Source organism: Halobaculum sp. EA56, assembly GCF_051195075.1.
GTDB lineage: Archaea > Halobacteriota > Halobacteria > Halobacteriales > Haloferacaceae > Halobaculum.
In genome coordinates this window covers 228266-251257 of the sequence record NZ_JBNTJX010000004.1, presented here as the reverse complement: position 1 = coordinate 251257, position 22992 = coordinate 228266, and the positions used below count along the sequence as shown (strand labels likewise).

General features: G+C 70.3%; 21 protein-coding genes and 2 tRNA genes. 14 read left to right on the top strand and 9 right to left on the bottom strand.

The window, feature by feature from the left end:
- The first annotated feature begins 143 nt into the window (after positions 1-143).
- Positions 144-701 carry a DUF1684 domain-containing protein gene (locus tag ACQUQ1_RS09195; RefSeq protein ID WP_435063979.1) on the top strand — a complete coding sequence of 186 codons (558 nt, stop codon included), beginning with the start codon at positions 144-146 and terminating at the stop codon, positions 699-701.
- Positions 702-735: 34 nt separating this feature from the next.
- On the opposite strand, the gene ACQUQ1_RS09190 is transcribed toward ACQUQ1_RS09195, so the two are convergent.
- Both ACQUQ1_RS09190 and ACQUQ1_RS09185 read right to left on the bottom strand, forming a co-directional pair.
- Positions 736-1044: a DNA-directed RNA polymerase subunit L gene (locus ACQUQ1_RS09190; protein ID WP_435063978.1), complete on the bottom strand. Its 309-nt coding sequence runs from the start codon at positions 1042-1044 to the stop codon at positions 736-738.
- Between the two features lie 83 nt (positions 1045-1127).
- On the bottom strand, positions 1128-2147 hold the full coding sequence (locus tag ACQUQ1_RS09185; RefSeq protein WP_435063977.1) for an MBL fold metallo-hydrolase: 1020 nt from the start codon (positions 2145-2147) through the stop codon (positions 1128-1130).
- Between the two features lie 210 nt (positions 2148-2357).
- On the opposite strand from ACQUQ1_RS09185, the gene ACQUQ1_RS09180 reads away from it, so the two are divergent.
- Positions 2358-3590 (top strand): sensor histidine kinase, encoded by a 1233-nt coding sequence (locus ACQUQ1_RS09180; RefSeq protein WP_435063976.1) that lies wholly within the window; start codon positions 2358-2360, stop codon positions 3588-3590.
- A gap of 160 nt (positions 3591-3750) precedes the next feature.
- On the opposite strand, the gene ACQUQ1_RS09175 is transcribed toward ACQUQ1_RS09180, so the two are convergent.
- Genes ACQUQ1_RS09175 through ACQUQ1_RS09165 form a run of 3 tightly spaced genes read right to left on the bottom strand, consistent with a single transcriptional unit; the run spans position 3751 to position 5277 of the window.
- Positions 3751-4419, bottom strand: coding sequence for a uracil-DNA glycosylase family protein (locus tag ACQUQ1_RS09175; RefSeq protein WP_435063975.1), 669 nt, complete (start codon positions 4417-4419; stop codon positions 3751-3753).
- A 59-nt stretch (positions 4420-4478) separates the two neighbouring features.
- Positions 4479-4841, bottom strand: a complete 363-nt coding sequence (locus ACQUQ1_RS09170; protein WP_435063974.1) for a HalOD1 output domain-containing protein — start codon at positions 4839-4841, stop codon at positions 4479-4481.
- Positions 4825-5277, bottom strand: coding sequence for a DUF7344 domain-containing protein (locus ACQUQ1_RS09165; RefSeq protein ID WP_435063973.1), 453 nt, complete (start codon positions 5275-5277; stop codon positions 4825-4827). Before ACQUQ1_RS09165 ends, ACQUQ1_RS09170 begins: the two co-directional genes overlap by 17 nt.
- A 148-nt stretch (positions 5278-5425) precedes the next feature.
- On the opposite strand from ACQUQ1_RS09165, the gene ACQUQ1_RS09160 reads away from it, so the two are divergent.
- On the top strand, positions 5426-5920 hold the full coding sequence (locus tag ACQUQ1_RS09160; protein WP_435063972.1) for a GNAT family N-acetyltransferase: 495 nt from the start codon (positions 5426-5428) through the stop codon (positions 5918-5920).
- Between the two features lie 18 nt (positions 5921-5938).
- Here the strand turns inward: ACQUQ1_RS09160 and ACQUQ1_RS09155 are convergent, their stop codons facing one another.
- Positions 5939-6412 carry a DUF5793 family protein gene (locus ACQUQ1_RS09155; RefSeq protein WP_435063971.1) on the bottom strand — a complete coding sequence of 158 codons (474 nt, stop codon included), beginning with the start codon at positions 6410-6412 and terminating at the stop codon, positions 5939-5941.
- A 214-nt stretch (positions 6413-6626) separates the two neighbouring features.
- Between ACQUQ1_RS09155 and ACQUQ1_RS09150 the strand changes: the two genes are divergently transcribed.
- From ACQUQ1_RS09150 to ACQUQ1_RS09125, 6 genes are all read left to right on the top strand, one after another.
- The gene (locus tag ACQUQ1_RS09150) at positions 6627-7160 is read left to right on the top strand and encodes a DUF7549 family protein (protein ID WP_435063970.1); all 534 of its coding nucleotides are present in this window, start codon (positions 6627-6629) and stop codon (positions 7158-7160) included.
- A gap of 136 nt (positions 7161-7296) precedes the next feature.
- Positions 7297-9030, top strand: a complete 1734-nt coding sequence (locus tag ACQUQ1_RS09145; protein ID WP_435063969.1) for a type II/IV secretion system ATPase subunit — start codon at positions 7297-7299, stop codon at positions 9028-9030.
- A gap of 4 nt (positions 9031-9034) precedes the next feature.
- A complete protein-coding gene (locus ACQUQ1_RS09140) occupies positions 9035-11170 on the top strand; it encodes a type II secretion system F family protein (protein WP_435063968.1) in 2136 nt (711 codons plus the stop codon).
- The gene (locus ACQUQ1_RS09135; RefSeq protein WP_435063967.1) at positions 11167-11943 is read left to right on the top strand and encodes a class I SAM-dependent methyltransferase; all 777 of its coding nucleotides are present in this window, start codon (positions 11167-11169) and stop codon (positions 11941-11943) included. Before ACQUQ1_RS09140 ends, ACQUQ1_RS09135 begins: the two co-directional genes overlap by 4 nt.
- A 197-nt stretch (positions 11944-12140) precedes the next feature.
- Positions 12141-13217 carry an NAD(P)/FAD-dependent oxidoreductase gene (locus ACQUQ1_RS09130; RefSeq protein WP_435063966.1) on the top strand — a complete coding sequence of 359 codons (1077 nt, stop codon included), beginning with the start codon at positions 12141-12143 and terminating at the stop codon, positions 13215-13217.
- A 143-nt stretch (positions 13218-13360) separates the two neighbouring features.
- Positions 13361-13432 (top strand) — tRNA-Gly (locus ACQUQ1_RS09125).
- A 131-nt stretch (positions 13433-13563) separates the two neighbouring features.
- Here the strand turns inward: ACQUQ1_RS09125 and ACQUQ1_RS09120 are convergent.
- From ACQUQ1_RS09120 to ACQUQ1_RS09110, 3 genes are all read right to left on the bottom strand, one after another.
- Positions 13564-14025: a universal stress protein gene (locus tag ACQUQ1_RS09120; RefSeq protein ID WP_435063965.1), complete on the bottom strand. Its 462-nt coding sequence runs from the start codon at positions 14023-14025 to the stop codon at positions 13564-13566.
- A gap of 87 nt (positions 14026-14112) precedes the next feature.
- Entirely contained in the window at positions 14113-15414 is a 1302-nt protein-coding gene (locus ACQUQ1_RS09115; RefSeq protein ID WP_435063964.1) for an MFS transporter, read from the bottom strand.
- 120 nt (positions 15415-15534) lie between these two features.
- On the bottom strand, positions 15535-16410 hold the full coding sequence (locus tag ACQUQ1_RS09110) for an HD domain-containing protein (protein ID WP_435063963.1): 876 nt from the start codon (positions 16408-16410) through the stop codon (positions 15535-15537).
- A gap of 193 nt (positions 16411-16603) precedes the next feature.
- Here ACQUQ1_RS09110 and ACQUQ1_RS09105 point away from each other — a divergent pair, with 193 nt between their 5' ends.
- The 5 genes from ACQUQ1_RS09105 to ACQUQ1_RS09085 all read left to right on the top strand — a co-directional run bounded on the left by ACQUQ1_RS09105 (position 16604) and on the right by ACQUQ1_RS09085 (position 22990).
- The gene (locus ACQUQ1_RS09105; protein WP_435063962.1) at positions 16604-16903 is read left to right on the top strand and encodes a Sec-independent protein translocase subunit TatA/TatB; all 300 of its coding nucleotides are present in this window, start codon (positions 16604-16606) and stop codon (positions 16901-16903) included.
- Positions 16904-16951: 48 nt separating this feature from the next.
- Positions 16952-17024: transfer RNA gene (locus tag ACQUQ1_RS09100), tRNA-Arg, on the top strand.
- A gap of 363 nt (positions 17025-17387) precedes the next feature.
- On the top strand, positions 17388-20366 hold the full coding sequence (locus ACQUQ1_RS09095; RefSeq protein WP_435063961.1) for an ATPase, T2SS/T4P/T4SS family: 2979 nt from the start codon (positions 17388-17390) through the stop codon (positions 20364-20366).
- A complete protein-coding gene (locus tag ACQUQ1_RS09090; RefSeq protein WP_435063960.1) occupies positions 20367-22415 on the top strand; it encodes a type II secretion system F family protein in 2049 nt (682 codons plus the stop codon).
- Positions 22412-22990, top strand: a complete 579-nt coding sequence (locus ACQUQ1_RS09085) for a DUF7287 family protein (RefSeq protein WP_435063959.1) — start codon at positions 22412-22414, stop codon at positions 22988-22990. The genes ACQUQ1_RS09090 and ACQUQ1_RS09085 overlap by 4 nt, the downstream gene beginning before the upstream one ends.
- The last annotated feature ends 2 nt before the right edge of the window (positions 22991-22992 follow it).

The following is a 22992-nucleotide window of genomic DNA, read 5'->3' as shown; positions in this document are numbered from 1 at the left end:
CCGAGCGAGGTCGTCTGTTCCCGGTGAGGGTCGGGACGGTCCGTTCGCGGTTCGCCGTCCCCCATCGCGCCGGGGAGCGCGCCGCGGCGCGGCCGGGGCACACCCGCTGAAGCTTCTTCCGCCGCGGCGACGAACCGTCGTCCATGGGCACCGACATCGACGCCGAGGCGTACGCCGACCGCGTCCGCGAACGGCGGCGGCGGAAGGACGAGTTCTTCGGAGACCACCCCCGCTCGCCGGTCCCGCAGTCCGCCCGCGACGACTTCCCCGGACTGAACTACTTCGACCCCGACCCCGCCTACCGGTCCGAGGCGGCCCTCCGCGAGCACGACGACCCCGACCGGATCACCGTCGAGACCACGCGGGACGGCGTCCGCGAGTACGACAACGTCGGCGCGTTCCGGGTCGCTGTCGACGGCGAGGACGTGACCGTGCAGGCGTACCGCTCGCCCGGCGAGACGGACCGGCTGTGGGTCCCGTTCCGCGACGCGACGGCCGGCGAGGAGACGTACCCCGCCGGGCGGTACCTCGACCTGGAGGACCCGGACGACCGGACCGACGACGGGGCGTGGGTGCTCGACTTCAACGCGGCGTACAACCCCTACTGCGCGTACAACGAGGCGTACGAGTGCCCGCTGGTCCCGACGGACAACTGGCTGGACGTGGCGATCCGGGCGGGCGAGCGGCTCCCCGACCTGTAGCGTCGACCGCGAGAACGGGCGGGGGGTCCCCGACTCAGGCTTCCGCGGCCTCCGCCTCGTCGAAGGCGGCCTCGATGTCGTCGTACAGCGACTTCAGGTTGTCCGAGACGCCGTTGGCAGCCTCCTCCAGCGCGTCGAGCGGGTCGAGCCCGTCCTCGGTCTTGACCGAGAGGATCGGCTCGGTCTGGCCGCCGGACTGCTCGGGGTTCATGTCGTACGTCGCCGCCGCGACGCCGTCCGTGTTGAGGAGCTGTCCCTTCAGCACGTTCATGAAGGTGTGGTCCTCGCCCGCGATCTCGATGCGGAGTTCCTCGTCCGTCTTGTCGATGACGCGAAGTTCCATTGCGGGAGGATTCGCCCGAGCCGGGTTTCAACCTTGTGTTCCGCGCGTTCGCGCGCTCCGTTCCCGGCTTCGGTCGCCCCGCCTCACCCCTCCCACTCGACGACGCGGTCGATGCCCGGGTCCGGGAACAGCGCGTCCACGTCCGGGTCGTCCGCGACGAGTTCGTACGCCCGCCCGTCGCGCTCGACGACCCCGGCACGGGCGAGGTGGTCGAGGTGGGCGTACGCCTCCCCGGGGCCGTGGAGCACGTGGATCCCGTGGAGGTCGCCGAACAGCGCCGCGCTCACCTCCCACGGCGTCGACGGTCCCGCCTCGGCCAGCACGTCCACGACGTTTCCCGTCCGTTCGACGTGGTGGCGGAGGATCGTCGCCGCCCGCCCCGCGGGGTCGTCGATGCGGTCGCGGTGGCCCGGCCACGCGGCCGCCGGGTCCAAGTCGATCAGGCGGAGCAGGCTGTCCACGTAGCGCCCGAGCGGGTCGTCGACGCGGACGTCCGCCCCGCCGACGTTCGGGGTGTACTTCGGGAGGATGGCGTCCCCGACGAACGCCTCGTCCGCGTCCGGGTCGTGGAACGCGGTCAGCCCGGCGGCGTGGCCCGGCAGGTGGACCGCCTCGAGCGTTCGGCCGCCGACCTCGAAGGCGTCGCCGTCGGCGAACGGCTCCACCTCGCACGGCTCGCCCCCGAGGGTCGCGTGCTCCTCGAGGAAGTCGACGAGCTCCGCGCGCGTCCCCTCGGGCATGCCCCACTCGAGGAACTTCTCGCGCCGGAGGTCGCGCTCGTCGGCGCGGCTCGTCCCGTCGCCGGAGACGAGCGGCGCGTCGGCCTCGTGGACGTGGACCGTCGCGCCCGACTCCCGCCGGATGGCCCCGGCGAGGCCGGCGTGGTCGTAGTGCCAGTGCGTCAGGAGGACGAGGTCCACGTCGGCGAGGTCGTGGCCGAGGTCCGCAAGGCCCGCGGTCAGCTCCTCGCGGACGTCGGGGAGGGCGACGCCGGCGTCGACGAGGACCAGCTCGTCGGGGTCGCCGCCGTCGTCGGACCCGTCGAGCACGTAGACGTTGTTGAGTCCCTCGAAGACGGTGTTGTGGAGGCGGATGCGGTTCACGCCGGCAGGTGACCCCCCGCCGGCAAGAACCCTTCCGACTTCCCTCGGCCGTCCGACGCGCGCGGACCCGGCGGCCCCCGCTCGTCGGTGCGTCGACCTGTCAGTCGGATAAATTTATTGCAGTTCCGTGAATACGTACACAGAAGTGGCGTCGACCAGACACGGCGGGGTCCCGTCGCCGCGGCCGCCGGACGGCGGGGTGAGAACCCCGTGAACAGGGCGTCGCTGCGCGACGCAGCGGTCGAGACGTCGAGCGACGGCGTCGTCGTGGTCGGCGACGACGGGACGGTCCTCGACTGCAACCCGGCGGCGGGTCGGGCGCTGGGCGTCGAACCGGAGGACGCCGTCGGCGAGCCGCTCCCGCGCGTGGCCCCGGACCTCGCGGCGACCGTCGACGGGGGGGAGGAGGGGCCCGATCCCGGACCTCGCGGCGACCCGGCTTCCGACGGGAGCCGGGCGGTCGACGACGATGCGGACCCCCGCGCGGAGGGCGCCGTCGTCGGCAGCATCGTCGAGAGCGGCGACGGGGGGGACCGGCAGTACGAGGTCCGCGTGTCGCGGTTCGACGCCGACGGGCGGTCGGGGCGGATCCTCTCGCTTCGGGACGTGACCGACCGGCGGCGACACCGCCGCCGGCTCGGCGTCCTCAACCGCGTCCTCCGTCACGACCTGCGCAACGGGATGAACGTGATCCTCGGCTACGCCGAGATGCTGGAGGAGCGGAGGGACGCCGGCGACGGCCGACCCGGGCCGTCGGCCCCGCTCGGGGATACCGTGGTGACGGACCCGACGGAGACACCGGACGGGTTCGAGGGGAACCGACCGCCGAAGCCGTCGGGATCCGGCGAACCGGGTGCCCCCGCCCCGCGCGGCGGGCCGGCGGCCGGACGAGCCGGGGCACCCGATCCGGTCGAGCGGATCCGCGAGGCCGCGACGGAGCTGCTCGACCTGGCCGAACAGATCCGGGAAGTGGAGGCGACGGTCGACGCGACGGACGCCGCCAGGACCGCGCTCGACGCGGTCGGGCTCCTGTCGGCGCTGACGGAGTCGCTGGAGCGGGAGTATCCCCACGCGGACGTGACGTTCGAGGCACCCGATACCGCGTGGATCTCCGCGGTGGACATCGTCGACTCGGCGTTCGACAACCTCCTCGAGAACGCCGTGGTCCACAGCCACCGCGAACACCCGTCCGTCGAGGTGACCGTCCGCAGGGAGGGCGAACGCGTCGCCGTCACCGTCGCCGACGACGGGCCGGGGATCCCCGAGCAGGAGTTGGCGACGTTCCGCGCGGACGGGGAGACGCAGCTCACCCACTCGTCGGGGTTCGGCCTGTGGCTGGTCGTCTGGCTCGTCGAGGAGTCCGGCGGGAGCGTCGACTTCGACGTGGACGAGACGGGGACCGCCGTCACGGTCCGACTCCCCGCCGCGGACCCGCCCGAGTGAGTCGCCGAGGACCGGGGGCCGGTCGCCCCGGGGGATGCCGGCCCGTGTCCCGGGGGTCCGCGGGACCGCCGCCGACGGCTCATACTGTCAGACGTACCTTCATGAAGATATTCGCCACCCCGGGGTGGCGAAATTCTTGAAGTGCTTACGTCTGACGGTATCAGCGGACCAGGTACGGGTCCGACCCGGCGATGAACCGCCCGAGGTCCGACTCCCGCCGGTAGTCGGTCGCGCGCAGCGTCTCGATGCCGTCGACGAGCCGGTCGGCGTCGCCCGGGCGCTCCACGCCCCCGTCGACCCACTCCGCGGGCTCCTTGATCGGGACGACGAGCCAGCCGGAGCCGCGGATCTCCGTGCCGTGGAGGTCGTCCATGTCGACGCGGATCTTGTGGGCCTGGGCGGTGTAGTTCTCCAGGACGTGTCGGGTCGCGCGCTCGCCGACCGGAAGGAGCACGTGGGCGGCGATCGCGCGGAGTTCGGCGTCGAAGAACCGCTCCAGGTCGCCGTAGGAGGCGGCCGTCGGCGTCCCGTCCGGGCCGGCGCGGTCGCCCTCCGGAACACACAGGTGGAGATACGAGAGGTACGTCGAGGCCACCCGGGGGGCGTCGCCGGCGGACTCGAGCAGCCCGGCGCGCACGAGGGCGTCGAGCAGTCGCTCGCCCGCGGGCGTGCCGGTGAACGGGACGCCGGTCTCGATCCCGCCGTGGACGCCCGGGTGGTCGCCGACGACGTGGAAGTCGGCGTTCGCGTCGCCGTAGCCGGGAACGAACCGCGCGCAGTCGGGATCCAGGCCGAACGGGTTCGAGACGCGGTCGGTGACGTTCTTCACGGGACTCCGTTGGCTCGCTGAGGCTCATGGCGCTTCCGGTTCGCGCGCCGGCCGCGTGGTCACGCCTGTTCGGTCCCCGACGGCTCGTGGACCTGGATCCAGCCGTCGCTCCTGACCCTGACGAGGTACTCGGCGTAGCGAAACTCGACGGCTCCGGTTCCGTGGCGGGAACGTCCGTCCGTCCCACGGTCGAAGAACGTGTTCTCGATCCCGGCCACGTCGACGGTCTCGTACAGCGGCGGGGACTTCACCTCCGTCGGGGGGACGCCCTCCGCGTCGGCGATCGCGAACACGATGGCCGTCGCGAGACCGCCGTCCCGGTCGGGGTCGTAGAGCCGCTGCGCGGCCTGCCGCAGGGTGGCCTCCCGGTCGAGGGACGGATCGTCGTCGCGTTCGGCCCCGTCCCTAGCGCTCCTCGTCATCCATCTCCTCCCGTGCGTGTGTCTCCTGGAAACTGTCGAGGCTCGCGCCCATGTTGTCGAGGACCGCCAGGACCTGGTCGGCGTTCTCGGCGGGCTCGATCGTCTCGGTCTCCTCGTCGAAGGTGATGACGCCCTCGTCGACCAGCTTGGGGACGTGCGCGTGATACAGCGACACGTACACCCGTTCCCGTTGGCGGGTCGTGACCTCGTGTTCCGGCACCTCGTTCTCCCATGCGGCGATCTTCGTCGCCAGATCGGTCAGCGACCACCTCGTGTTCTCCAGGAGCGTGTAGCAGAGGTACCGACGCCGGGGGTGGCCCAGCGCCCCGTAGACGTGATCCAGCTCCAGGATCGCTCGGGGAGGGGGTCCTCCGGAAACCGACGGGCTCTCCGAACCGGTCCCGACGTCGTCGTCCTCCGAGGAGTTGTCAGCCATGATGCAGTCCGGAGGTGGTTGTGAATATATAATCTTCTCGAATCCCATACCATTATGCGAATACTATATATATAGTATTCCGAACGACGGTACCGGAACCGGACAGAACACCCGTAACGGATAGGTCGACCGAGAGGAATGATACCGTATGACAGTGAGACGCGCGACGCCCGCCGACGTGGACGCCGTCCGGACGGTCGCGCGGGAGTCGTGGGAGACGGACTACCCGTCGATCCTGAGCCGGGAGAGCGTCGAGTCCGGGGTCGACGAGTGGTACGACCCCGACCGCGTCCGTGCGGCGCTGGGGGCCGACGACGAACTGCTCCGCGTGGCCGAGCGCGACGGCGCGGTCGTGGGGTTCGCACACGGGCTCGTGGACGGGGAGGGCGGGTCCGGCCACGTCCTCCGGCTGTACGTCCGCCCGGACGCTCGCGGCGAGGGCGTCGGGGGACGGCTGCTCGAACGGGTCCGCGACGAACTGTTCGACCGCGGCGTCGGACGGATACACGCGATGGTGCTCGCGGACAACGACCCCGGCAACGAGTTCTACCGGTCCTTCGGCTTCGAGCTGGTCGAGCGGGCGGAGACGACGATCGGCGGCGAGTCGTACCCGGAGAACAGGTACGTCCTGGAGCGGCCGTGAGCCGACGGCGCTCCGGAGCTAGAGCTCCACGCCGGAGGGAATGAGGCTCTCCCGCCGGAGGAGGTTCCCGTCGGCGTCGTACACGAGGAAGGTGTCCTTCTCGTAGGCGACGAGCGGCTCGCCGTCCACGTCGATCTCGACCCGGTAGCGGCCGTCCCCGTCGCTCGCGCGACCGTACTCGCGGGCCGCGCGGATGAACCGGAGCACGTCCTCGGCGCGCTCGTTGAGTTCGAAGACGAAGTCCCCGGTGATCCGGTTGGTCACCCCGACGACGCCCTCGGCGTCGGGGTCGCGTTCGTGGTCCTCGCGGAGCCGGAACGCCACGTCAGTCTCCTCGGCGGCGAGCAGCTCCTCGTCCGTCCCGGTGAGGCGCTCCCGAAGGAGTTCCTCCGGCCCGTGAAAGTCGATATACACGTGCGGCTTCTCGGGGTCCGCGTCGGTGTCGACCCAGTCGACGTGCTCCACGTCCAGCTCGAAGTGATCGCGCCTCATTCCGTACTGCGTCGTTGGGTACCGGTGTGTAAGTACGTAACGCCCCGCCGATCGGGAGTGGTGCACGCCGTCTCCCGGAGCCGGGCTGTGCCGGTCGCTCGTTCGGGTGCGTCGCCGAACCTCGCCACCCGCCGGCTCTTCCCCCGGAGAGTCGCGTCGGCGGCGGCGCCGACCTTCCGCACCCTTTATCTCGCCACGCCGTGGCCCGGGGAACATGGTGTGGGTCCGGTCGGAGTACGCGGGGGAGCTGGCCGTGCTGTCCACCTGGATCACGGCGCTGCTCCCGTGGAACGTCTTCTACGCGACCGTCGCCGGCGGCGCGGTCCTGTTCGTCCGGTTCCCGCTGCTGCAGGTTCGGTACGCCTTCGGCGTCCCGCTGGTCCGGGCGACGAGCCTGTCGACGCCGGTCTCGGCGTACCTCCTCCAGGGCGGGACCTCCGTTCAGGTCGCGTACGGCGTCTGGCTCGTCGGCGCCGCCGTCTACCTCGCGGCGCTGCTGATCTCGGTGTACTACTACCGGGAGGAGGAGCGCGTCGAGGCGTGGTCGGTCGACCCCGTCTCGCTGCTCGGCGGCCTGCTGGTCGCCTCCGCGGCGGCGTTCCTCGTCGCGTCCGTGCTGATGCCGGAGCGGTTCCTCGGGATCGACGTCGGGGTCGGCGGCGGGCTCCCGGGCCTGTCGGTCCCGCTCGGGGCGGCGATCCAGCTCGGCCTCGGCGTCGTGCTGCTCCGGGCCGAGCGGGTCGCCTGAGCGCGTGGCCCGGGGACGTCGAACGGCGGAGTCGACGGCGCGGGGTCGCGGTCGCTACGGCGGGTCCCGGCTATCAGCCGCGTGATCCGTGGTGGTGAAGTTAAGTACCGGACCTCCCAACGGCCGGTAGTCATCTATGTCGGGGGACTCAGCGGACGCGGGCGCCGGGGAGGGCCGGCTGTCCGCCCTCCGACGGCAGATATCCCGGACCGTCGAGGTGTTGCGCGGGGTCGACCTCGCGGTCCGACCGTTCCGCCCCGACGAGGACGGCCCGCTGGCGACGTTCACCCCGCCCGACGGACACGAGGAGGTCGAGCGCTACTGGGTGAACGCCCCGTACGCGTACGTCGTCGTCACGTACGACACCGACGACGACAACCACGTCTACCACGTCGTCGAGCCGGAGCTGGACGACTTCGAGGTGTCGCTGCTCCGGCGCGTCGTCGACGACATCCGCGACCCGCTGCTGTACCGCGAGGGCGCCGAGCGGGCCGACGAGGACACCCTCAGGACCGAACTGCGCACGTTGCTGGAATCGTACGGCGTCGACGCGGACATGTCGACGTTCCACGCGCTCCTGTACTACGTCCGGCGCGACTTCCGGGGCTACGGCAAGGTGGACGCGCTGCTGTCGGACCGTCACATCGAGGACATCTCGTGTGACGGGTACGACCTCCCCATCTTCGTCTACCACGACACGTACACCGACATCGAGACGAACGTCGTCTTCGAGGGCGAGGAACTCGACAACTACGTCATCCGCCTCGCCCAGCAGTCGGGACGGCACATCTCCGTCGGCGACCCCATCGTCGAGACGACGCTGCCGGACGGCTCGCGGGCGGAGCTGGCCCTCGGCGAGGAGGTCACCCCGCGCGGGTCGGCGTTCACCATCCGCCAGTACGCCGAGGAGCCGTTCACGCCGATCGACCTGATCGAGTACGGGACGTTCTCGGTCGAGCAGATGGCGTACTTCTGGCTGTGTATCGAGCACAACAAGAGCCTCATCTTCGCGGGCGGCACCGCCTCGGGGAAGACCACCTCGATGAACGCGGTGTCGATGTTCATCCCGCCGCGCTCGAAGGTGCTCACCATCGAGGACACACGGGAGCTGTCTCTGTATCACGACAACTGGCTCTCGTCGGTCACCCGCGAGCGGATGGGCGACGGCGAGGACATCGACATGTACGACCTGCTGCGGTCGGCGCTGCGCCACCGACCGGAGTACATCGTCGTCGGCGAGGTGCGCGGCGAGGAGGCGCTCACGCTGTTCCAGGCGATGAACACGGGCCACACCACCTTCTCGACGATGCACGCCGACTCGATCGAGACGGTGATCAACCGCCTGGAGAACGAGCCGATCAACGTCCCGCGGGCGATGGTGCGGTCGCTGGACATGCTGTCGGTGCAGACGCTCGCCCGGTTCGAGGGGGAGCGCGTCCGCCGCGCCAAGACCGTCGGCGAGATCGGCGACATCGACCAGCGGACCGGCGAACTCGACTACACGACCGTCTACGAGTGGGACGCCGAGTCCGACGACTTCCGCCGCAACGACTCCGACCTGCTCGACGAGATACAGGCGGAACGGGGGTGGAGCCGCTCGGAGCTCCTCTCGGAACTCCGCGACCGCCGGACGTTCCTGTCGCACCTGCTCGACAGGGGGGTCACCGACTACCGGCGGTTCACCGCCCTCGTCAACGAGTACTACGCCGACTCCGACCGCGTGATGGACCGGATCGCCGACGCGGACGCCGCCGACGAGACCGTCACCACGGGCGCCGGCCGCGAGGACGGGGACCGCGAGGCGACCGTCGATCGGGGCGGGGGTGCGGATCGCGACACCGACCGCCCAGGCGGCGAACCCGGCGCCTGAGCCCATGGTCGTCTCCCTCCTCCCGCTGGTCCTCGCGCTGGCGCTCCTGGCCCCCGTCGCGGCCGCGCCGTTCTCCCGCCGCGCCGACCTCGCGGTGACGCGGATCGCCGTGCGGACGTTCGGCGACTACGTGACCGACGTGAGCCCCAGAACGACCGACCAGCGCGACCGGCTCAGGGCGGCTCACACTGGCATCACCCATCGGACGTACGCATCGAAGACGCTCCTGTACGCGGCGCTCGCGGGGGTCTCGGGGAGCGTCCTCGGGGTCTACGTCGCGGCGGCCGTGCTGGCGCTGCTGCGGGTCGGCGGGGAGGCGATCCGGGCGGCGCTCCCCTCCGCGCTGGACTTCCTCGCGGACCTCACCCGCGTCGGGGACCTCGGGATCGCGGAGCTGTTCCCGCTGTTGCTGGTCTCGTCGGCCACCGTCGGCCCCGGATCGGCGGTCGCCGTGTACGCGCTGCGGTGGCAGGTGCTCGACCAGCGGGCCCACGCCCGCGCGGGCCAGATCGAGGCGACGCTCCCGCGGACGATCGCGTTCGTGTACGCCCTCTCGCGCTCGGGGATGTCGTTCCCGGCGGTGTTGAACACGCTCGCGCGCAACGAGGCGGTGTACGGCGAGGCGGCCCGCGACCTCGGGGTCGCCGTCAGGGACATGAACAACTTCGGGACGGACGTGCTCACCGCGCTCGAACGGATGTCCGCCAGGACCCCCTCCCAGAACATGGCCGAGTTCGGCGAGAACCTCGCGTCGGTGCTCGGGAGCGGGCGGAGCCTGTCGGGGTTCCTCCACGACCAGTACGAGCGCTACCAGGAGGAGGCCGAGTCGCGCCAGGAACAGTACCTCGAACTCCTCTCGACGTTCGCGGAGGCGTACGTCACCGTGCTGGTGGCCGGGCCGCTGTTCTTCATCACGATCCTCGTCGTCATCGGGATCGTTCTCCAGGACACGCTCCCCCTCCTGCGTGCGGTCGTCTACCTCGGACTCCCGCTCGCCACGTTCGGGTTCGTCGTGTACATCGACTCCGTCACCCGGTCGGTCGGCGACTCGACCGCCTACCGACAGGAGACGCGCGACCCCCGGACGTTGCGGGCGGCGACGACCACGCGGGGCGAGGCGGCGACCGCCGGCGCGCGCGCCGACGGGGGGACCGCCGACGCCGCCCCGGTCCGGGGAGGCGACCGCTGGCGGGAGAGCAGGGAACGCCTCGCGGCGTACGACCGGATCGAAGGCCTGCTCGACTCGCTGGGCCGGCCGTTCTCGCTGTTGCTGGACCGCCCGGGACTCACCGCCGTCCTCACCGTCCCGTTCGGTCTGATCTGGGTCCTGATGCGGGCCGACCCGGTCCCGCTGTCGCCGCTGGCGTTCGCGCGGGCCGTCGACTCGCCGCTCGTCGAGGCGGCGACGGTCGTCCTCCTCGCGTACGGGGTCGCGTACGAGGTCGACAAGCGGCGGACCCGCGCGATGGAGCGCGCGGTGCCGGACTTCCTCGACCGGATGGCGAGCATCAACGACGCCGGCGTGACCGTCGTCGAGAGCCTGCGGCGGCTCACCCGGTCGGACCTGGACGACCTCACGCCGGAGGTACAGCGGGCCTGGCGCGACGTGCAGTGGGGCGCGGACGCGTCGACGGCGCTGGAGCGGATGCGCGACCGGGTCGACTCGCCGATGGTGTCGCGGGCGGTCGCGCTGATCACGAACGCCATCGAGGCCAGCGGCGAGGTCGCGCCCGTCCTCGAGATCGCCGCGGACGAGGCCCGCGCGACCCAGCGGCTCCGGCGCGAGCGCCGCCAGGTGATGCTCACGTACCTCATCGTGATCTACATCTCCTTCGCGGTGTTCCTCGGGATCATCGCGGCCCTGACGGTCGCGTTCATCCCGGCGATCGAGGGCGCACAGCTCACGGCGCCGGGGGCCGACGGGACGGTCCCGGCGGGCGTCTCCACGGGCGTGTTCGGCGGGCTCCAGAGCGTCGACGTGGACCAGTACGTCGTCGTCTTCTATCACGCGGCGGCGATCCAGGCGGTGTGTTCCGGGCTCGTCGCCGGACAGCTCGGCGAGGGGAGCGTCAGCGACGGGGTGAAACACGCCGTGCTCATGCTGGTCGCCGCCTACGTCACGTTCGTGTTCATCGGATGACCCGCGACGACCCGACCCGGACGGCCGACGCGGCCCGCGACGGCGACGCCGGGGACGAGGCTGTCGACGCCACGAACGGAGCCGGCGACGCCGAGGGGTCGGACTCCCGCGCCCGCGACGCCGGCGAGGACCCGGCGGCCGCCGCGGCGACGTACGACCGGATCGCCGAGCACTTCTCGAAGACCCGCGAGCACGCCTGGCCGGAGGTTGAGTCGTTCCTGGAGGGGCGCGGCGGCGACGTCGGCCTCGACGTGGGATGCGGCAACGGACGGCACTGCGAGCCCCTGCGGGCGTGCGTCGACCGGGTCGTCGGCGTCGACGTGAGCGGCGGCCTCCTCGGGGCGGCGCGAGCGCGGGCCCGCGACCGGGGGTACGCCGACGGCGTCTCGTTCGTCCGCGGCGACGCGGCCGCGCTCCCCGTCCGGGACGGCCGCGTCGACGTGGCGGTGTACGTCGCGGCGCTGCACCACCTCCGCTCGCGCGAGCGCCGCGTGGCGTCGCTGTCGGAGCTCGCGCGGGTGCTCGCGCCCGGCGGCCGGGCGCTGGTGAGCGCGTGGAGCACCGCACACGACCGGTTCGACGCCGACGCCGACGCGGCGGCGGGGTTCGACACCGAGGTGGACTGGACGCTCCCGGGGGGCGAGACGGTGCCGCGGTTCTACCACGTCTACGCCCCGCGGGAGTTCGAGGCGGACCTCGCGGACAGCCGGCTCCGCACCGACGAGTCCTTCGTCTCCAGCGGGAACTGCTACGCCGTCGTCTCGGCGGAGTGAGGGGGTCGCTGCCGGCGTCGGCGGCACCCGACTCCGGGCGCGGGAGCGGCGCGGCAGCGCCCGCGGCCGCGGGTGCGACCCGTCCGTCGGGTACCCGTCACGCCTCGCGCGTGGTCCGTGTCACCGCTTCCCGGGGGAGTGTACCGGGCGCACGACCGGACGCGCTTTTAAGGTGAGCGGATCCTACACCCGATCAGATGACCACGGACGAGTTCGACTACGACGTGACGGTCGTCGGCGGCGGCCCCGCCGGACTGACGAGCGCGCTCTACGCCACCCGGCTCGGGCTGGACACCCTCGTCGTGAACCGCGGCGGCGGCCGCGCCGCGATGATGCGCGACACGCACAACGTCATCGGCGTCACCGAGGAGACCTCGGGCAACGAGTTCCTCCAGACGGCACAGGAGCAGGTGCAAAGCTACGGCGGCGACTACCGCCGCGGATTCGTCGAGGACGTCGAGGCGCTCGGCGACGACGCCGACGACGGCTTCCTGGTCGACACCGGTGACGAGGAACTGACGACCCGCCGCGTCGTCCTCGCCACGGGGTTCTCCGACGAGCGGCCCGACCCGCCGCTCCCGCGGACCGGGATGGGGCTGCACTACTGCCTCCACTGCGACGCGTACATGTTCGTCGACGAGCCGGTGTACGTGATGGGGACGGGCGACTCCGCCGCCTACGTCGCGATGATCATGCTGAACTTCACCGACGAGGTCGACATCCTCACCCGCGGCGAGGAGCCGTCGTGGTCCGAGGACACCGCGGAGATGGTGGAGAATCACCCGGTCGGCGTGGTCCGCGAGGAGGTCGTCGGCATGGAGAAGGACGAGGACGGCTGGCTGGAGAGCTTCGAGTTCGAGGACGGGACCGTCCGCGAGTACAGGGGCGGGTTCCCGATGTACGGCTCCGACTACCACGCGGAGCTGGCGGACGCGCTCGGCCTGGAGCGCGAGGACTCCGGCGAGGTCGCCGTCGACGACCACGGCCGCACCTCCGTCGACGGCGTGTACGCCGTCGGCGACCTGACGCCCGGCCACAACCAGATCCCCGTCGCCATGGGCGAGGGCGCCAAGTGCGGCATCGCGATCCACATGGACCTGCGCGAGTTCCCGCGCTCGACGGACGAGATCGCCGAGACCGGTCCCGTCTCCGAGTCCGACGTGCCCGCCATCTCGCCGGAGCTGATGGCCACGGCCGTCACGCACGAGGGGCACGCCGCCGGCCCCCGCGAGGACGCCGACGTGGTCGAGGGACGGGCGGCCGCGGACGACTGAGCGACCCCCCGCAGCGACCGACGGAAACGGTAAACCCCTTATTCCTCCGCCGGGAAGCGTGAGTTAGCTCGGGCGCGCCGCCGGTGAGCAACTCCGGAGGAGTTGCGAGGTACGGCGCACGGGCGAAACGGAGCGAGCGACGTGCGCCGGTGGTCTAGCTGGTATGACTTTGGCCTTCCAAGCCAACGACCCGGGTTCAAATCCCGGCCGGCGCAGTCCGCGAGGAACGCAGGTGACGAGCGGATGCGCCGTCGTCGGCGATTCGAGGTACGGCACGAGCGACCGCAGGGAGCGACGTGCAGATGGTTCAAATCCCGGCCGGCGCAGTACCCTCGGCGACGGGGACTCAGTTCTCGTCGATCTCGTCTCGGACGAACACGACCGGACAGGGCGCGTTCATCATCAGCTGTTGGCTGGTGCTCCCGAAGATGAGCTTCCCGGTCGAGGAGCGCTTCCGGCCCCCGACGAACAGCATGTCCGCGTCGAGTTCCTCGGTCAGGCGTAGCGTCCCGTCGGCGGGGTCCTCGACGCCGCTGTGGAGTTCGTAGTCGATACCTGCCTCGTCGAGTTCCTCCGTGAGGTGCACGACGCTCTCCAGCCGTTCGGCGACGGCCCCCGGATCGGGCGGGTCCTCCGGGTCGAACCCCGCCTCCTTGATCCCGTCCCGCAGCGCCCGTTCGGTGAACGCGTGATACAGCACGACGGACGCGTTCGCGGGCCCGGCGACGTCGACGACTGTCTCCGTCAGCGGGACGATCCGGGTCTCCTCCGTGGGCCCGATCGCCACGACGATCGTCTCAAGAGCCATGGCCGCCGGTTCGGCGGCCCGAAGTTAACGACTGGGGGTGGCGGCGAGTCCGTCCGTCCCTCCGGCGGGGACCGGCGTCCGTCGGCGTCAGTCGTCGGCCACGTCCGCCTCCGCGACCGCCGCCTCGCGCGCGGAGGCGCGCTGGAAGACGAACCAGAACACGACCGAGGCGACGACGATGAACCCGGCGGCGGTGTAGAAGGCGACGCTCGTGGAGACGTACTGCTTGATCGCGCCGATGCCGACCGGACCGGCGACCTGCCCCACCTTCCAGGAGATGGACCGGAGGCTCATCGCGGAGGCGACCGAGTCGTACTTCTCCCCCTCCTCGACGAACAGCGACATCGACGCGGGCAGGCGGATCGAGTCGGCGACCCCGAGCACCATGTACGCGGCGAACAGGCTGAAGAACGCGCCCCCGAGCACCTGCTCGCCGCCGAAGGCGTCGAAGCGGACGGGGGCGATCGCCCCCTCGAAGTAGTAGCTCAGGGGGATCAGCGCGGTTCCGAGTCCGTACAGGAGCGCGCCGGCGACGACGAAGTACTCCTTGTTCCCGACCCGGTCGGAGAGGTCGCCGACGTACCCCTGGGTGATCGACTTGGTCAGCTTCCCCCCAGCGAGGATCCACCCGATCGCGAAGGCCGTCGTGCCGAACTCGGTGCGCGCGAGGATGGGCAGGAAGATGATCACCGCCATCTTGCCGACCGAGAACGCCAGCCGGAAGATCACGAGCGCGCGGATCATCGGCAGGTCGAGCAGCGCCTTCAGGGTGTCCAGCCCGCCGCCGGCGTCGTTCTCGGTGCCGCCGCCGGGGTCGTCACGGAGGTTGAGGAACACGAGGACGAATGCGCCGACCGTGACGGCGCTGAGAACGACGTAGGTGAAGGTGAATCCCTCCGTGAACAGGAGGTACCCGCCGACCACGTCGCCCGCGAGGCTTGAGAACGCCGCGACCTGGTTGTACGACCCGAGCCACCGGCCGTTCTCGTCGTCGGGGGCGATGTGCCCCACGACGGTCGACCCGGTGATCCAGAGGATCGACGCGCCCACGCCCTGCAACACGCGGACGAGGACGACGTGGAACGCGCTCTCGACGAGCATGAACCCGACGAACACGACGACGTTCACCGCCAGCCCGAACAGGAGCCAGCGCTTGGCGTTGCCCGTGTCGATTTTCCGGCCCAGCGGGAGGACGATGAGCAACTGGACGACGGCGAAGGCGGTGCCGAACAGTCCCTCGACGGTGCCGGTCGTGTCGAACCGCTCGGCGTACAGCGCCAGCGCGATCAACAGCGTCGAGTACGCCTGACTGCGCGCGAACGCGGTGCCCGCCAGCGCGGCGAACTCCCGGTCGCGGAGGAGTCCGACCGAGTTGTCGAACTGCACCACTGTTACGTTCCGAAACACCCAGGGGGCGCTTAAACTCCGTCATCCCGGACGGCTTCGGGGGGGACTCTCACGGGGGGCGCGGTCAGGCTGTCGCCGTCGGACCGAACGACAGCGGGGAGTTCACAGCTCGATGCGCTCGACGAGCTGGTCGTCCTCCTTCGTGTTGATCGCGACGATTCGGACGTAGTCCTCGATGAGCGAGTCGCGGAGCTTCTCCTTCAGGAGGTTGTCGACCTGGTAGACCCCGGCGGCGTTGACCATCTCGATCTCCACGAGTACGGGGATCGCGTCGCCGTCGTGGTCGTCGGCCTCGCTGCCGGGCCTGAGTTCGACGTTGCTGATGGCCCGGGAGGAGAGCGTGTTGATGCCGCGTCCGCCCTTCTCGTAGGGGATCCGCGAGCGGCCGCGCTCCATGTCGAGCGCGTCGGCGACCCGGATGACGCCCGCCTCGCGCGTCAGGGGCGTCTCCTCGGTGTGGTGACAGAGGATCGCGTGGAGCACCTCCGCCTTCACGCGGACGCGCTCCTCGACGCCGTAGTAGTCGAACTGTCGCAGGAAGCGGTCGAGCACGTCCGCGGCCAGCGGGATCGAGTAGTAGGCGTGCTCGTCCCGGTGGACGACGTGCCCGATGTCGTGGAGCGTCGCCGCCAGCGCGACGATGACCGGCTCGTCTGCTTCGTCGAGCCCCTGCTGGCTGGCGCCGTTGAACTCGACGCCGCCCCGCTTCAGCAGGCCGTACAGGCTGAGCGCGCGGTTGCGGACGATCTCGATGTGCTTCGCCCCGTGGTCGTTGTACCCCTTCCGGGTGACGGCGTTGACGTTCTGTGCCCGGAGATACGTCTGGATCTCCGGGTCCGACTCGATCGCCTCCAGCACGTCGTTCACCCGCCGGGCGGGGAAGGCGTGGTCGGCTTCGGGGTCGTACCGCCGTCCAACGGACGGGTCCGTCCCCTCGCCCACCTGCGTTCCGCTCGAAGCGTCGGCGTCGTCGTCCATACGACCGAGGAGGGGGGGCGGTCGCAAAAGCCCATCCCTCGAACCACGGGGCCGGTCCGGAGGGGCTCCCTCGACAGTTCCACCGGTCGCGGGACCCGTTCGCCCGCGGAAACGCCGTCGTGAGGGCCCGTGAATCGCGATCCCGTTCAGTCCAAAAAGCCTATAATCGCCACAGGGTAAGCCGGGAGTAGAGATGCTCACCACCCTACCGCTGTTCGGTGCCATCCCGGGCGGGCCCGAGATGCTCATCATCCTGCTCGTGTTGGTGCTGCTGTTCGGCGCGAACAAGATCCCGAAGCTCGCGCGCTCCACGGGACAGGCCATGGGCGAGTTCAAGAAGGGCCGCGAGCAGGTCGAGGAGGAACTCCAGGAGATGCAGGAGGGCGACACGGGGGAGGACGACGAGTTCGCCGCCGACACGACGTCGACGACCGACACCTCGACGACGGAGTCCGTCGAGACCGAGACAGCGACCGACGAATCCAAGAACTGAGGGCCGTCCCGGACGGTTTTTACCGCTGCACCGGACACCCCCTCGGTGGGGCGTGTGGCCAAGCGGATACGGCGAGCGGTTCCTAACCGCTAGATCGCGGGTTCGAATCCCGTCACGCCCGCTGTCGTGTCGAACATCGCGAGACCGACCGCGTAGCGTACGGGATTCGAAGTAGAGAAGACGCGCGCAGCGGAGTGAGCACGTCTTCCCGTGGTTCGAATCCCGTCACGCCCGTCTCGTTCACTGTGTTCGCTCGACGGCCGTGACGTAGTCACACTCGCTCGGTCCCATCGCCCGCGTGACTCCCGTCCCCGCACCCGGGAGCGGATCGACCGTTCGTTTCAGTACCGGCAATTTCGGTACGAACGTGTCGACCGATCTATGAGATCGGCCGTCTCGACACGTTATTCGCCCGTCAGAAGTTTTTCTCAGCGGTGATAGAGAGGGCAAGCATTTAACGTAGCGCCCGGACAGAGTGGACCCAATGGCTACCGACGAGGCTGACGCGTCTCCGCCCGTCGGGTCGGAGGACCCGTCGGGGACGGAGGGGCGTTCGGGGGATGCGGCCGTCGTCGGGGAGTACACGTGGCCCGACTTCCTGCGCGACCACGGTCACGAGGACGCGGCGGACGACCTCGCGGACCGCGTCCGGGTCGAGGTGACCGAGGAGAACGAGCGCGGCGAGGAGGTCGTCAGGACCGAGGTCCGCGCGGCGACCGCCGAGGACCTGGAGGCGGTCGGCGTCGCCGACGAGGCGGCGGAGTCGCTGGGGACCGCACCCGGCGAGTTCCCCGCCGAGGTCGGCCGCGCCGGCGCCCTCGGCGAGTCCATCGCGGAGCGCTCCCCGCTTCTGGCGTACGACGAGACGCCGGTCTGGAAGGACATCTACACCTGGGACGACTACCGCGAGGAGTACTTCCTCGACGAGGAGGGCGAGCCCCCGACCGACGAGGAGGGCGAGCCGCTCGAGTTCACCGACGAGGACAAGGCGGAGGCGCTGGGCTTCGACCCGAACCGCGTCGAGGAGACGCTCGGGCACCTGGCGAAGCGGGCGCCGGAGGTGGACGAGGTCGTCGAGGAGCGCACGGTGAACGTCGCCGACGACGTCGACGAGGACGAGTTCTTCAGCGACGTGACCGGGGCGACGACGATCGCCAACCGCTACGACCTGGAGAAGGCGGTGCCGATACCCAAGAAGCGCCACTTCCAGGAGGTCGAGCGCTACTGGGTGAACGAGCCGTACTCGTTCGTGATCGTCTTCCACTCGACGAAGGAGAACGAGAAGAAGTACTACGTCGTCGAGCCGTACCGGAACCCGATCGAGGCGGACCTGATCGACTTCCTGGAGGGGAAGCTCCGGTCGGCGATCAAGTACGCCGACGAGGGTAAGGTCGCCGCCGACGACGACCACCGGCGGCGTACGATCCGTGACGAGACGTACGAACTGCTCGAACGCTACGACCTCTACGAGCGCGAGGCGGGGCCGGGGCTCGGCGACAAGGTGGCGGACCTGTTCGGCGTCGACGTGGACGACGAGGGCGCGGCGGGCCGGCTCGTCCGGGCGCTCGGCGTCACCGTCCCGAACACCGGCGGCGAGATCGAGGGGATCGCGGCCCGGCCTGAGCCGGCAGTCGTCGCGGAGGACCCCGACACGCTCACCGAGTACACCGTCCGGAAGGCGCTGTACTACCTCGAACGCGACTTCGTCGGCTACGAGCGCATCGACGGGATCAAACACGACATCAACGTCGAGGACATCTCCTGTGACGGGTACAACTCCCCGGTCTTCGTCTACCACTCCGACTACGAGCAGATCATCACCAACGTCTACCACGGCGAGCAGGAGCTGGACGACTTCGTGGTGAAGCTGGCGCAGCGCTCGGGGAAGGGCATCTCCAAGCGTCGACCCCAGGTCGACGCGACGCTCCCCGACGGCTCGCGTGCCCAGTTGACCCTCGGGAAGGAGGTGTCCGACCACGGGACGAACTACACGATCCGCCAGTTCAAGGACGTCCCGTTCACGCCGATCGACCTCATCAACTGGAAGACGTTCAGCCTCGACGAGATGGCGTTCCTGTGGCTGTGCATCGAGAACCACAAGAGCCTCATCTTCGCCGGCGGGACCGCCTCCGGGAAGACGACGAGCCTGAACGCCGTCTCGCTGTTCATCCCCTCGAACTCGAAGATCGTCTCCATCGAGGACACCCGCGAGGTCGAACTCCCCCAGCGCAACTGGATCGCCTCCGTCACCCGCCCCTCCTTCGCGGACGACGACGGCGGCGACGTCGACGAGTTCGACCTGCTAGAGGCCGCGCTCCGCCAGCGCCCCGACTACATCGTGATGGGCGAGATCCGCGGGGAGGAGGGGCGCACCCTCTTTCAGGTCATGTCCACGGGCCACACCACCTACACCACCTTCCACGCGGACAACGTCGGCGAGGTGCTCAAGCGGTTCACCACCGAGCCGATCAACGTCTCGAAGACGATGTTCACGGCGCTGGACCTCGTGTCGATCCAGACGCAGACGCGGGTTCAGGGGAGCAAGGTCCGCCGGAACAAGTCGCTCACCGAGATCAACCACTACGACGCCGAGAACGACGAGATCAACGTCCAGGACGTGTACCAGTGGCAGGCGGAGACGGACGAGTTCCTCCACATGGGCGACTCGAACACGCTCCAGGAGATCATGTTCGACCGCGGGTGGAACGCCGAGACGCTGAACGAGGAGCTGCTCAAGCGGCGGGCGGTGCTGGCGTACCTCATCGACCGCGGGCTCAACACGTACACGCAGGTGGCGGCGACGCTGCAGGCGTTCATCAACGACCCCGAGACGATCCTCTCGCTGATGGCCAACGAGCGCCTGGAGGCGAGCCTGGACGACCTCCGGGAGATGGAGTCGGTGCTCATCGACGTCGACCCCGACAAGGAGGAGATGGTCCCCCGGCCGGAGCCCTCGGAGGCGCAGGCGCGGGAGGCCGAGGAGATCCTCGCGGAGGCGGAGTCGATACTGGAGCCGTACCGCGGCGAGCGCACGGACAGCGTCGCCGCCGCCCTGGGCGACGTCCAGCCGGCGGGGGAGGTCGCGGCCGACCCCGGCGCCGGCGAGGAGCTGATCGACGCGGCCGGCGGGGACGCCCCCGACGCCGGCGACGCCGACACCGACGGGCCGGAGCCCGACCCCTTCGAGGGGATCGGACCGGAGCCGCTGGACGTCGGCGACGACGCCGCGGGCGACGCCGTCGGGGCGCCCGACGGGGGCGCGGACGGGGACGCCCCCAGGGGCGGTCCGGGCGACGACGCGGCGTTCGACGCCGTGGACCAGTTCGAGGACGGCGTCGATCCCGACGACGACGGGGACGCCGGGTCGGACGACGACCCGGACGGGGACGGGGACGGGGAGGCGATCGACGACTGGGGGTTCGGGGAGTTCGAGCCCGCCGACGACGGGGACGGGGACGGGTAGATGAGCCTCGACACGGACTCCGGCGCGTTCGGCGACGCGAGGGGGTTCGCGGACGCCTTCTACCCGCTGTTCCGCCGGCTGTTCGACGAGGACGGCGACTTCGTCGGGTCGGTCGGCGAGAAGCTGACCGAGGCCCGGATGAACCAGCCCGTGGAGCTGTACGTCTCGCGCGCGCTCGGCGTGGGCGTCCTCGTCGGGGGGCTGCTGTGGCTGGTCGGGACGCTCGTCGGCTGGGGCGTGTTCGCGCTGGGGCTGGTGAGCGCGGAGTCCATCGGCCTCGGGATCCCGGTCAGGTCGCCCGAACTCGCCGCGCTGCTGGAGTCGCTGAAGTTGCCCGCCGCTGTGCTGCTGAGCGGGTTGGTGTTCGGGACGATCGGGTTCGGGCTCGGGTTCGGCACCCTGCTCGCGATCCCGTACCAGCGGGCGGACGCCCGCGAGCGGGAGATCAACATGCTCCTCGCCGACGCCGTCTCGTTCATGTACGCGCTGTCGGTCGGGGGGCTCAATCAACTGGAGATCCTGGAGGCGATGGCGCAGGCCGACGACACCTACGGCGAGGTGTCCAAGGAGTTCCAGAGCATCGTCCAGGAGACGAACTACTTCGGGACCGACTACCGCAACGCGGTGCGCCAGCAGTCGATCGAGACGCCCAGCGAGGAGTTCGCGCAGTTCCTCACGGACATGCTGTCGATCATCAACTCCGGGGGCGACATGGAGCGGTTCCTCTACGACAAGAAGGAGAAGCACCTGCGCACGGCCAAACAGCAGCAGGAGCTGACGCTGGAGACGCTGGAGCTGTTCGGCGAGATGTACATGACGCTGTCGCTGTTCCCGCTGCTGCTCATCATCATCCTCGTGATCATGTCGATGCTCGGGCAGGGGCAGGACTTCCTGCTCACCGCGACCGTCTACATCCTCACGCCGCTCATCGGCGTCGGGTTCCTCGTGCTCGTCTCGACGGTGAAGCAGGACGAGCCCGGCGACGGCTACCTCGACCCCGGCGGCGTCGACGACCACTTCGCCGAGGAGCAGCGCCAGGGACTGTTCCACCTCGGGCTGGTCGAGGTGTTCACGGGCGAGTTCTCGCTGTTCGACCGCATCCGGTCGCGCGAGGGGACCTACAAGACCGGCGAGCTGCTGAAGGCGCCGCACCTGTTCTTCCGGGACAACCCCCTGTTCACGCTGGCGCTCACGGTGCCGGCGGCGCTGGTGGTGCTCGGGGTCGCGCTGGCGGCCGGCCGGGCGCCCACCACCTTCCAGGGCTTCATCGACGCCCCGGTGTGGGGGACGTTCATCTGGGTGTACGTGCCGGCGTACCTGACGCTGATCCCGCTGGTTGTGTTCTACGAGTGGCACCAGATCCGGCGCTCGGGCATCACGAGCAAGCTCTCCGACAACCTCCGGAAGCTCTCGTCGGCCAACGACACCGGCCAGACGCTGCTGGAGTCGATCCGGACGACCGCCGACACCTCGACCGGGAAGCTCGCCGACGAGTTCGACGTGATGTACGCGAAGGTGAACTACGGCATGAGCCTCCGCGAGGCGCTCGTCGAGTTCAACAACAAGTATCACATCCCGCGGCTCGCGCGGACGGTGAAGCTCATCTCGGAGGCGCAGCAGGCGTCGAGCCAGATCACCGACGTGTTGACGACGGCCGCGCAGGCCTCCGAGAACCAGGACGACATCGAGCGCGAGCGCAAGTCGCGCACCCGGATGCAGGTGGCGATCATCCTGATGACGTACCTCACGCTGCTGGCGGTGATGGCGATCCTGAAGCTCCGGTTCCTCGACGTGCTCGCGGGGCTGACCGAGCAGGCGGGCAGCACCGGCGGCGGGGGCGGGGGCGGCGGCGGACTCGGCTCCGGCGGCTTCGCCGGGGGCGTCAACGTCGACCGGCTGTCGGTGCTGTTCTTCCACGCGGTGACGATCCAGGCGGTCCTCTCGGGGGTCATCGCGGGCTACATCCGCAGCGCCGACATCGTCTCGGGGATGAAGTTCGTCGTCGTCCTCCTGTCGGTCGCGCTGGGCGTCTGGGTGGTGGTCGCATGAGCCGTCGGCGTCGGAGCGCTCCCGACGCGACCGCGGGGCGGGGGAACGACGCGTCGCGCACGCGACCGTCCGTCCGCGAGCGCGCACAGACGACGATCGACTACGCCGTCGGCGTGAGCGTCTTCCTGCTCGTCGTCGCGTTCGTGTTCTCGTTCGCCCCGTCGCTGACGACCCCGTTCACCGGGGACGCCACCGACGCGGTCGTCGTCGCGGACCGGGGAGCCGACCGGGTCGCGGCCGACCTGCTCGTCGACGACCCGGCGCGGCCGGCGGTCCTGAACGCGACCTGTACCGCGGCGTTCTTCGACACCGCGGGGCCGGACCTGTCGGGCGACTGCCGGTACGACACGGACGCATCGGACCTGAAGGGATCCCTCGGGGTTGTCTCCCCGGCGCGAACGGCGAACGTGACCGTCGTCGGCGACGCGGGGATCGCCGAACTCCCGGACGGGGGCGGGAACGACGTCACGCTCGCGGCGGGTCCCGACCCGCCCCGCGGCGCGGAGGTGTCCGTCGCGCGGCGGGCGGTCCTGCTCGACGGGGCGGACGCGACAGTCGTCGTGAGGGTGTGGTGACC

Coding starts and splice junctions, on each gene's coding strand:
- ACQUQ1_RS09140 (WP_435063968.1), top strand. CDS start 9,035: ATGGTCGTCTCCCTCCTCCCGCTGGTCCTCGCGCTGGCGCTCCTGGCC.
- ACQUQ1_RS09090 (WP_435063960.1), top strand. CDS start 20,367: ATGAGCCTCGACACGGACTCCGGCGCGTTCGGCGACGCGAGGGGGTTC.
- ACQUQ1_RS09130 (WP_435063966.1), top strand. CDS start 12,141: ATGACCACGGACGAGTTCGACTACGACGTGACGGTCGTCGGCGGCGGC.
- ACQUQ1_RS09160 (WP_435063972.1), top strand. CDS start 5,426: ATGACAGTGAGACGCGCGACGCCCGCCGACGTGGACGCCGTCCGGACG.
- ACQUQ1_RS09095 (WP_435063961.1), top strand. CDS start 17,388: ATGGCTACCGACGAGGCTGACGCGTCTCCGCCCGTCGGGTCGGAGGAC.
- ACQUQ1_RS09170 (WP_435063974.1), bottom strand. CDS start 4,841: ATGACGAGGAGCGCTAGGGACGGGGCCGAACGCGACGACGATCCGTCC.
- ACQUQ1_RS09105 (WP_435063962.1), top strand. CDS start 16,604: ATGCTCACCACCCTACCGCTGTTCGGTGCCATCCCGGGCGGGCCCGAG.
- ACQUQ1_RS09155 (WP_435063971.1), bottom strand. CDS start 6,412: ATGAGGCGCGATCACTTCGAGCTGGACGTGGAGCACGTCGACTGGGTC.
- ACQUQ1_RS09120 (WP_435063965.1), bottom strand. CDS start 14,025: ATGGCTCTTGAGACGATCGTCGTGGCGATCGGGCCCACGGAGGAGACC.
- ACQUQ1_RS09110 (WP_435063963.1), bottom strand. CDS start 16,410: ATGGACGACGACGCCGACGCTTCGAGCGGAACGCAGGTGGGCGAGGGG.
- ACQUQ1_RS09165 (WP_435063973.1), bottom strand. CDS start 5,277: ATGGCTGACAACTCCTCGGAGGACGACGACGTCGGGACCGGTTCGGAG.
- ACQUQ1_RS09135 (WP_435063967.1), top strand. CDS start 11,167: ATGACCCGCGACGACCCGACCCGGACGGCCGACGCGGCCCGCGACGGC.
- ACQUQ1_RS09190 (WP_435063978.1), bottom strand. CDS start 1,044: ATGGAACTTCGCGTCATCGACAAGACGGACGAGGAACTCCGCATCGAG.
- ACQUQ1_RS09085 (WP_435063959.1), top strand. CDS start 22,412: ATGAGCCGTCGGCGTCGGAGCGCTCCCGACGCGACCGCGGGGCGGGGG.
- ACQUQ1_RS09150 (WP_435063970.1), top strand. CDS start 6,627: ATGGTGTGGGTCCGGTCGGAGTACGCGGGGGAGCTGGCCGTGCTGTCC.
- ACQUQ1_RS09145 (WP_435063969.1), top strand. CDS start 7,297: ATGTCGGGGGACTCAGCGGACGCGGGCGCCGGGGAGGGCCGGCTGTCC.
- ACQUQ1_RS09195 (WP_435063979.1), top strand. CDS start 144: ATGGGCACCGACATCGACGCCGAGGCGTACGCCGACCGCGTCCGCGAA.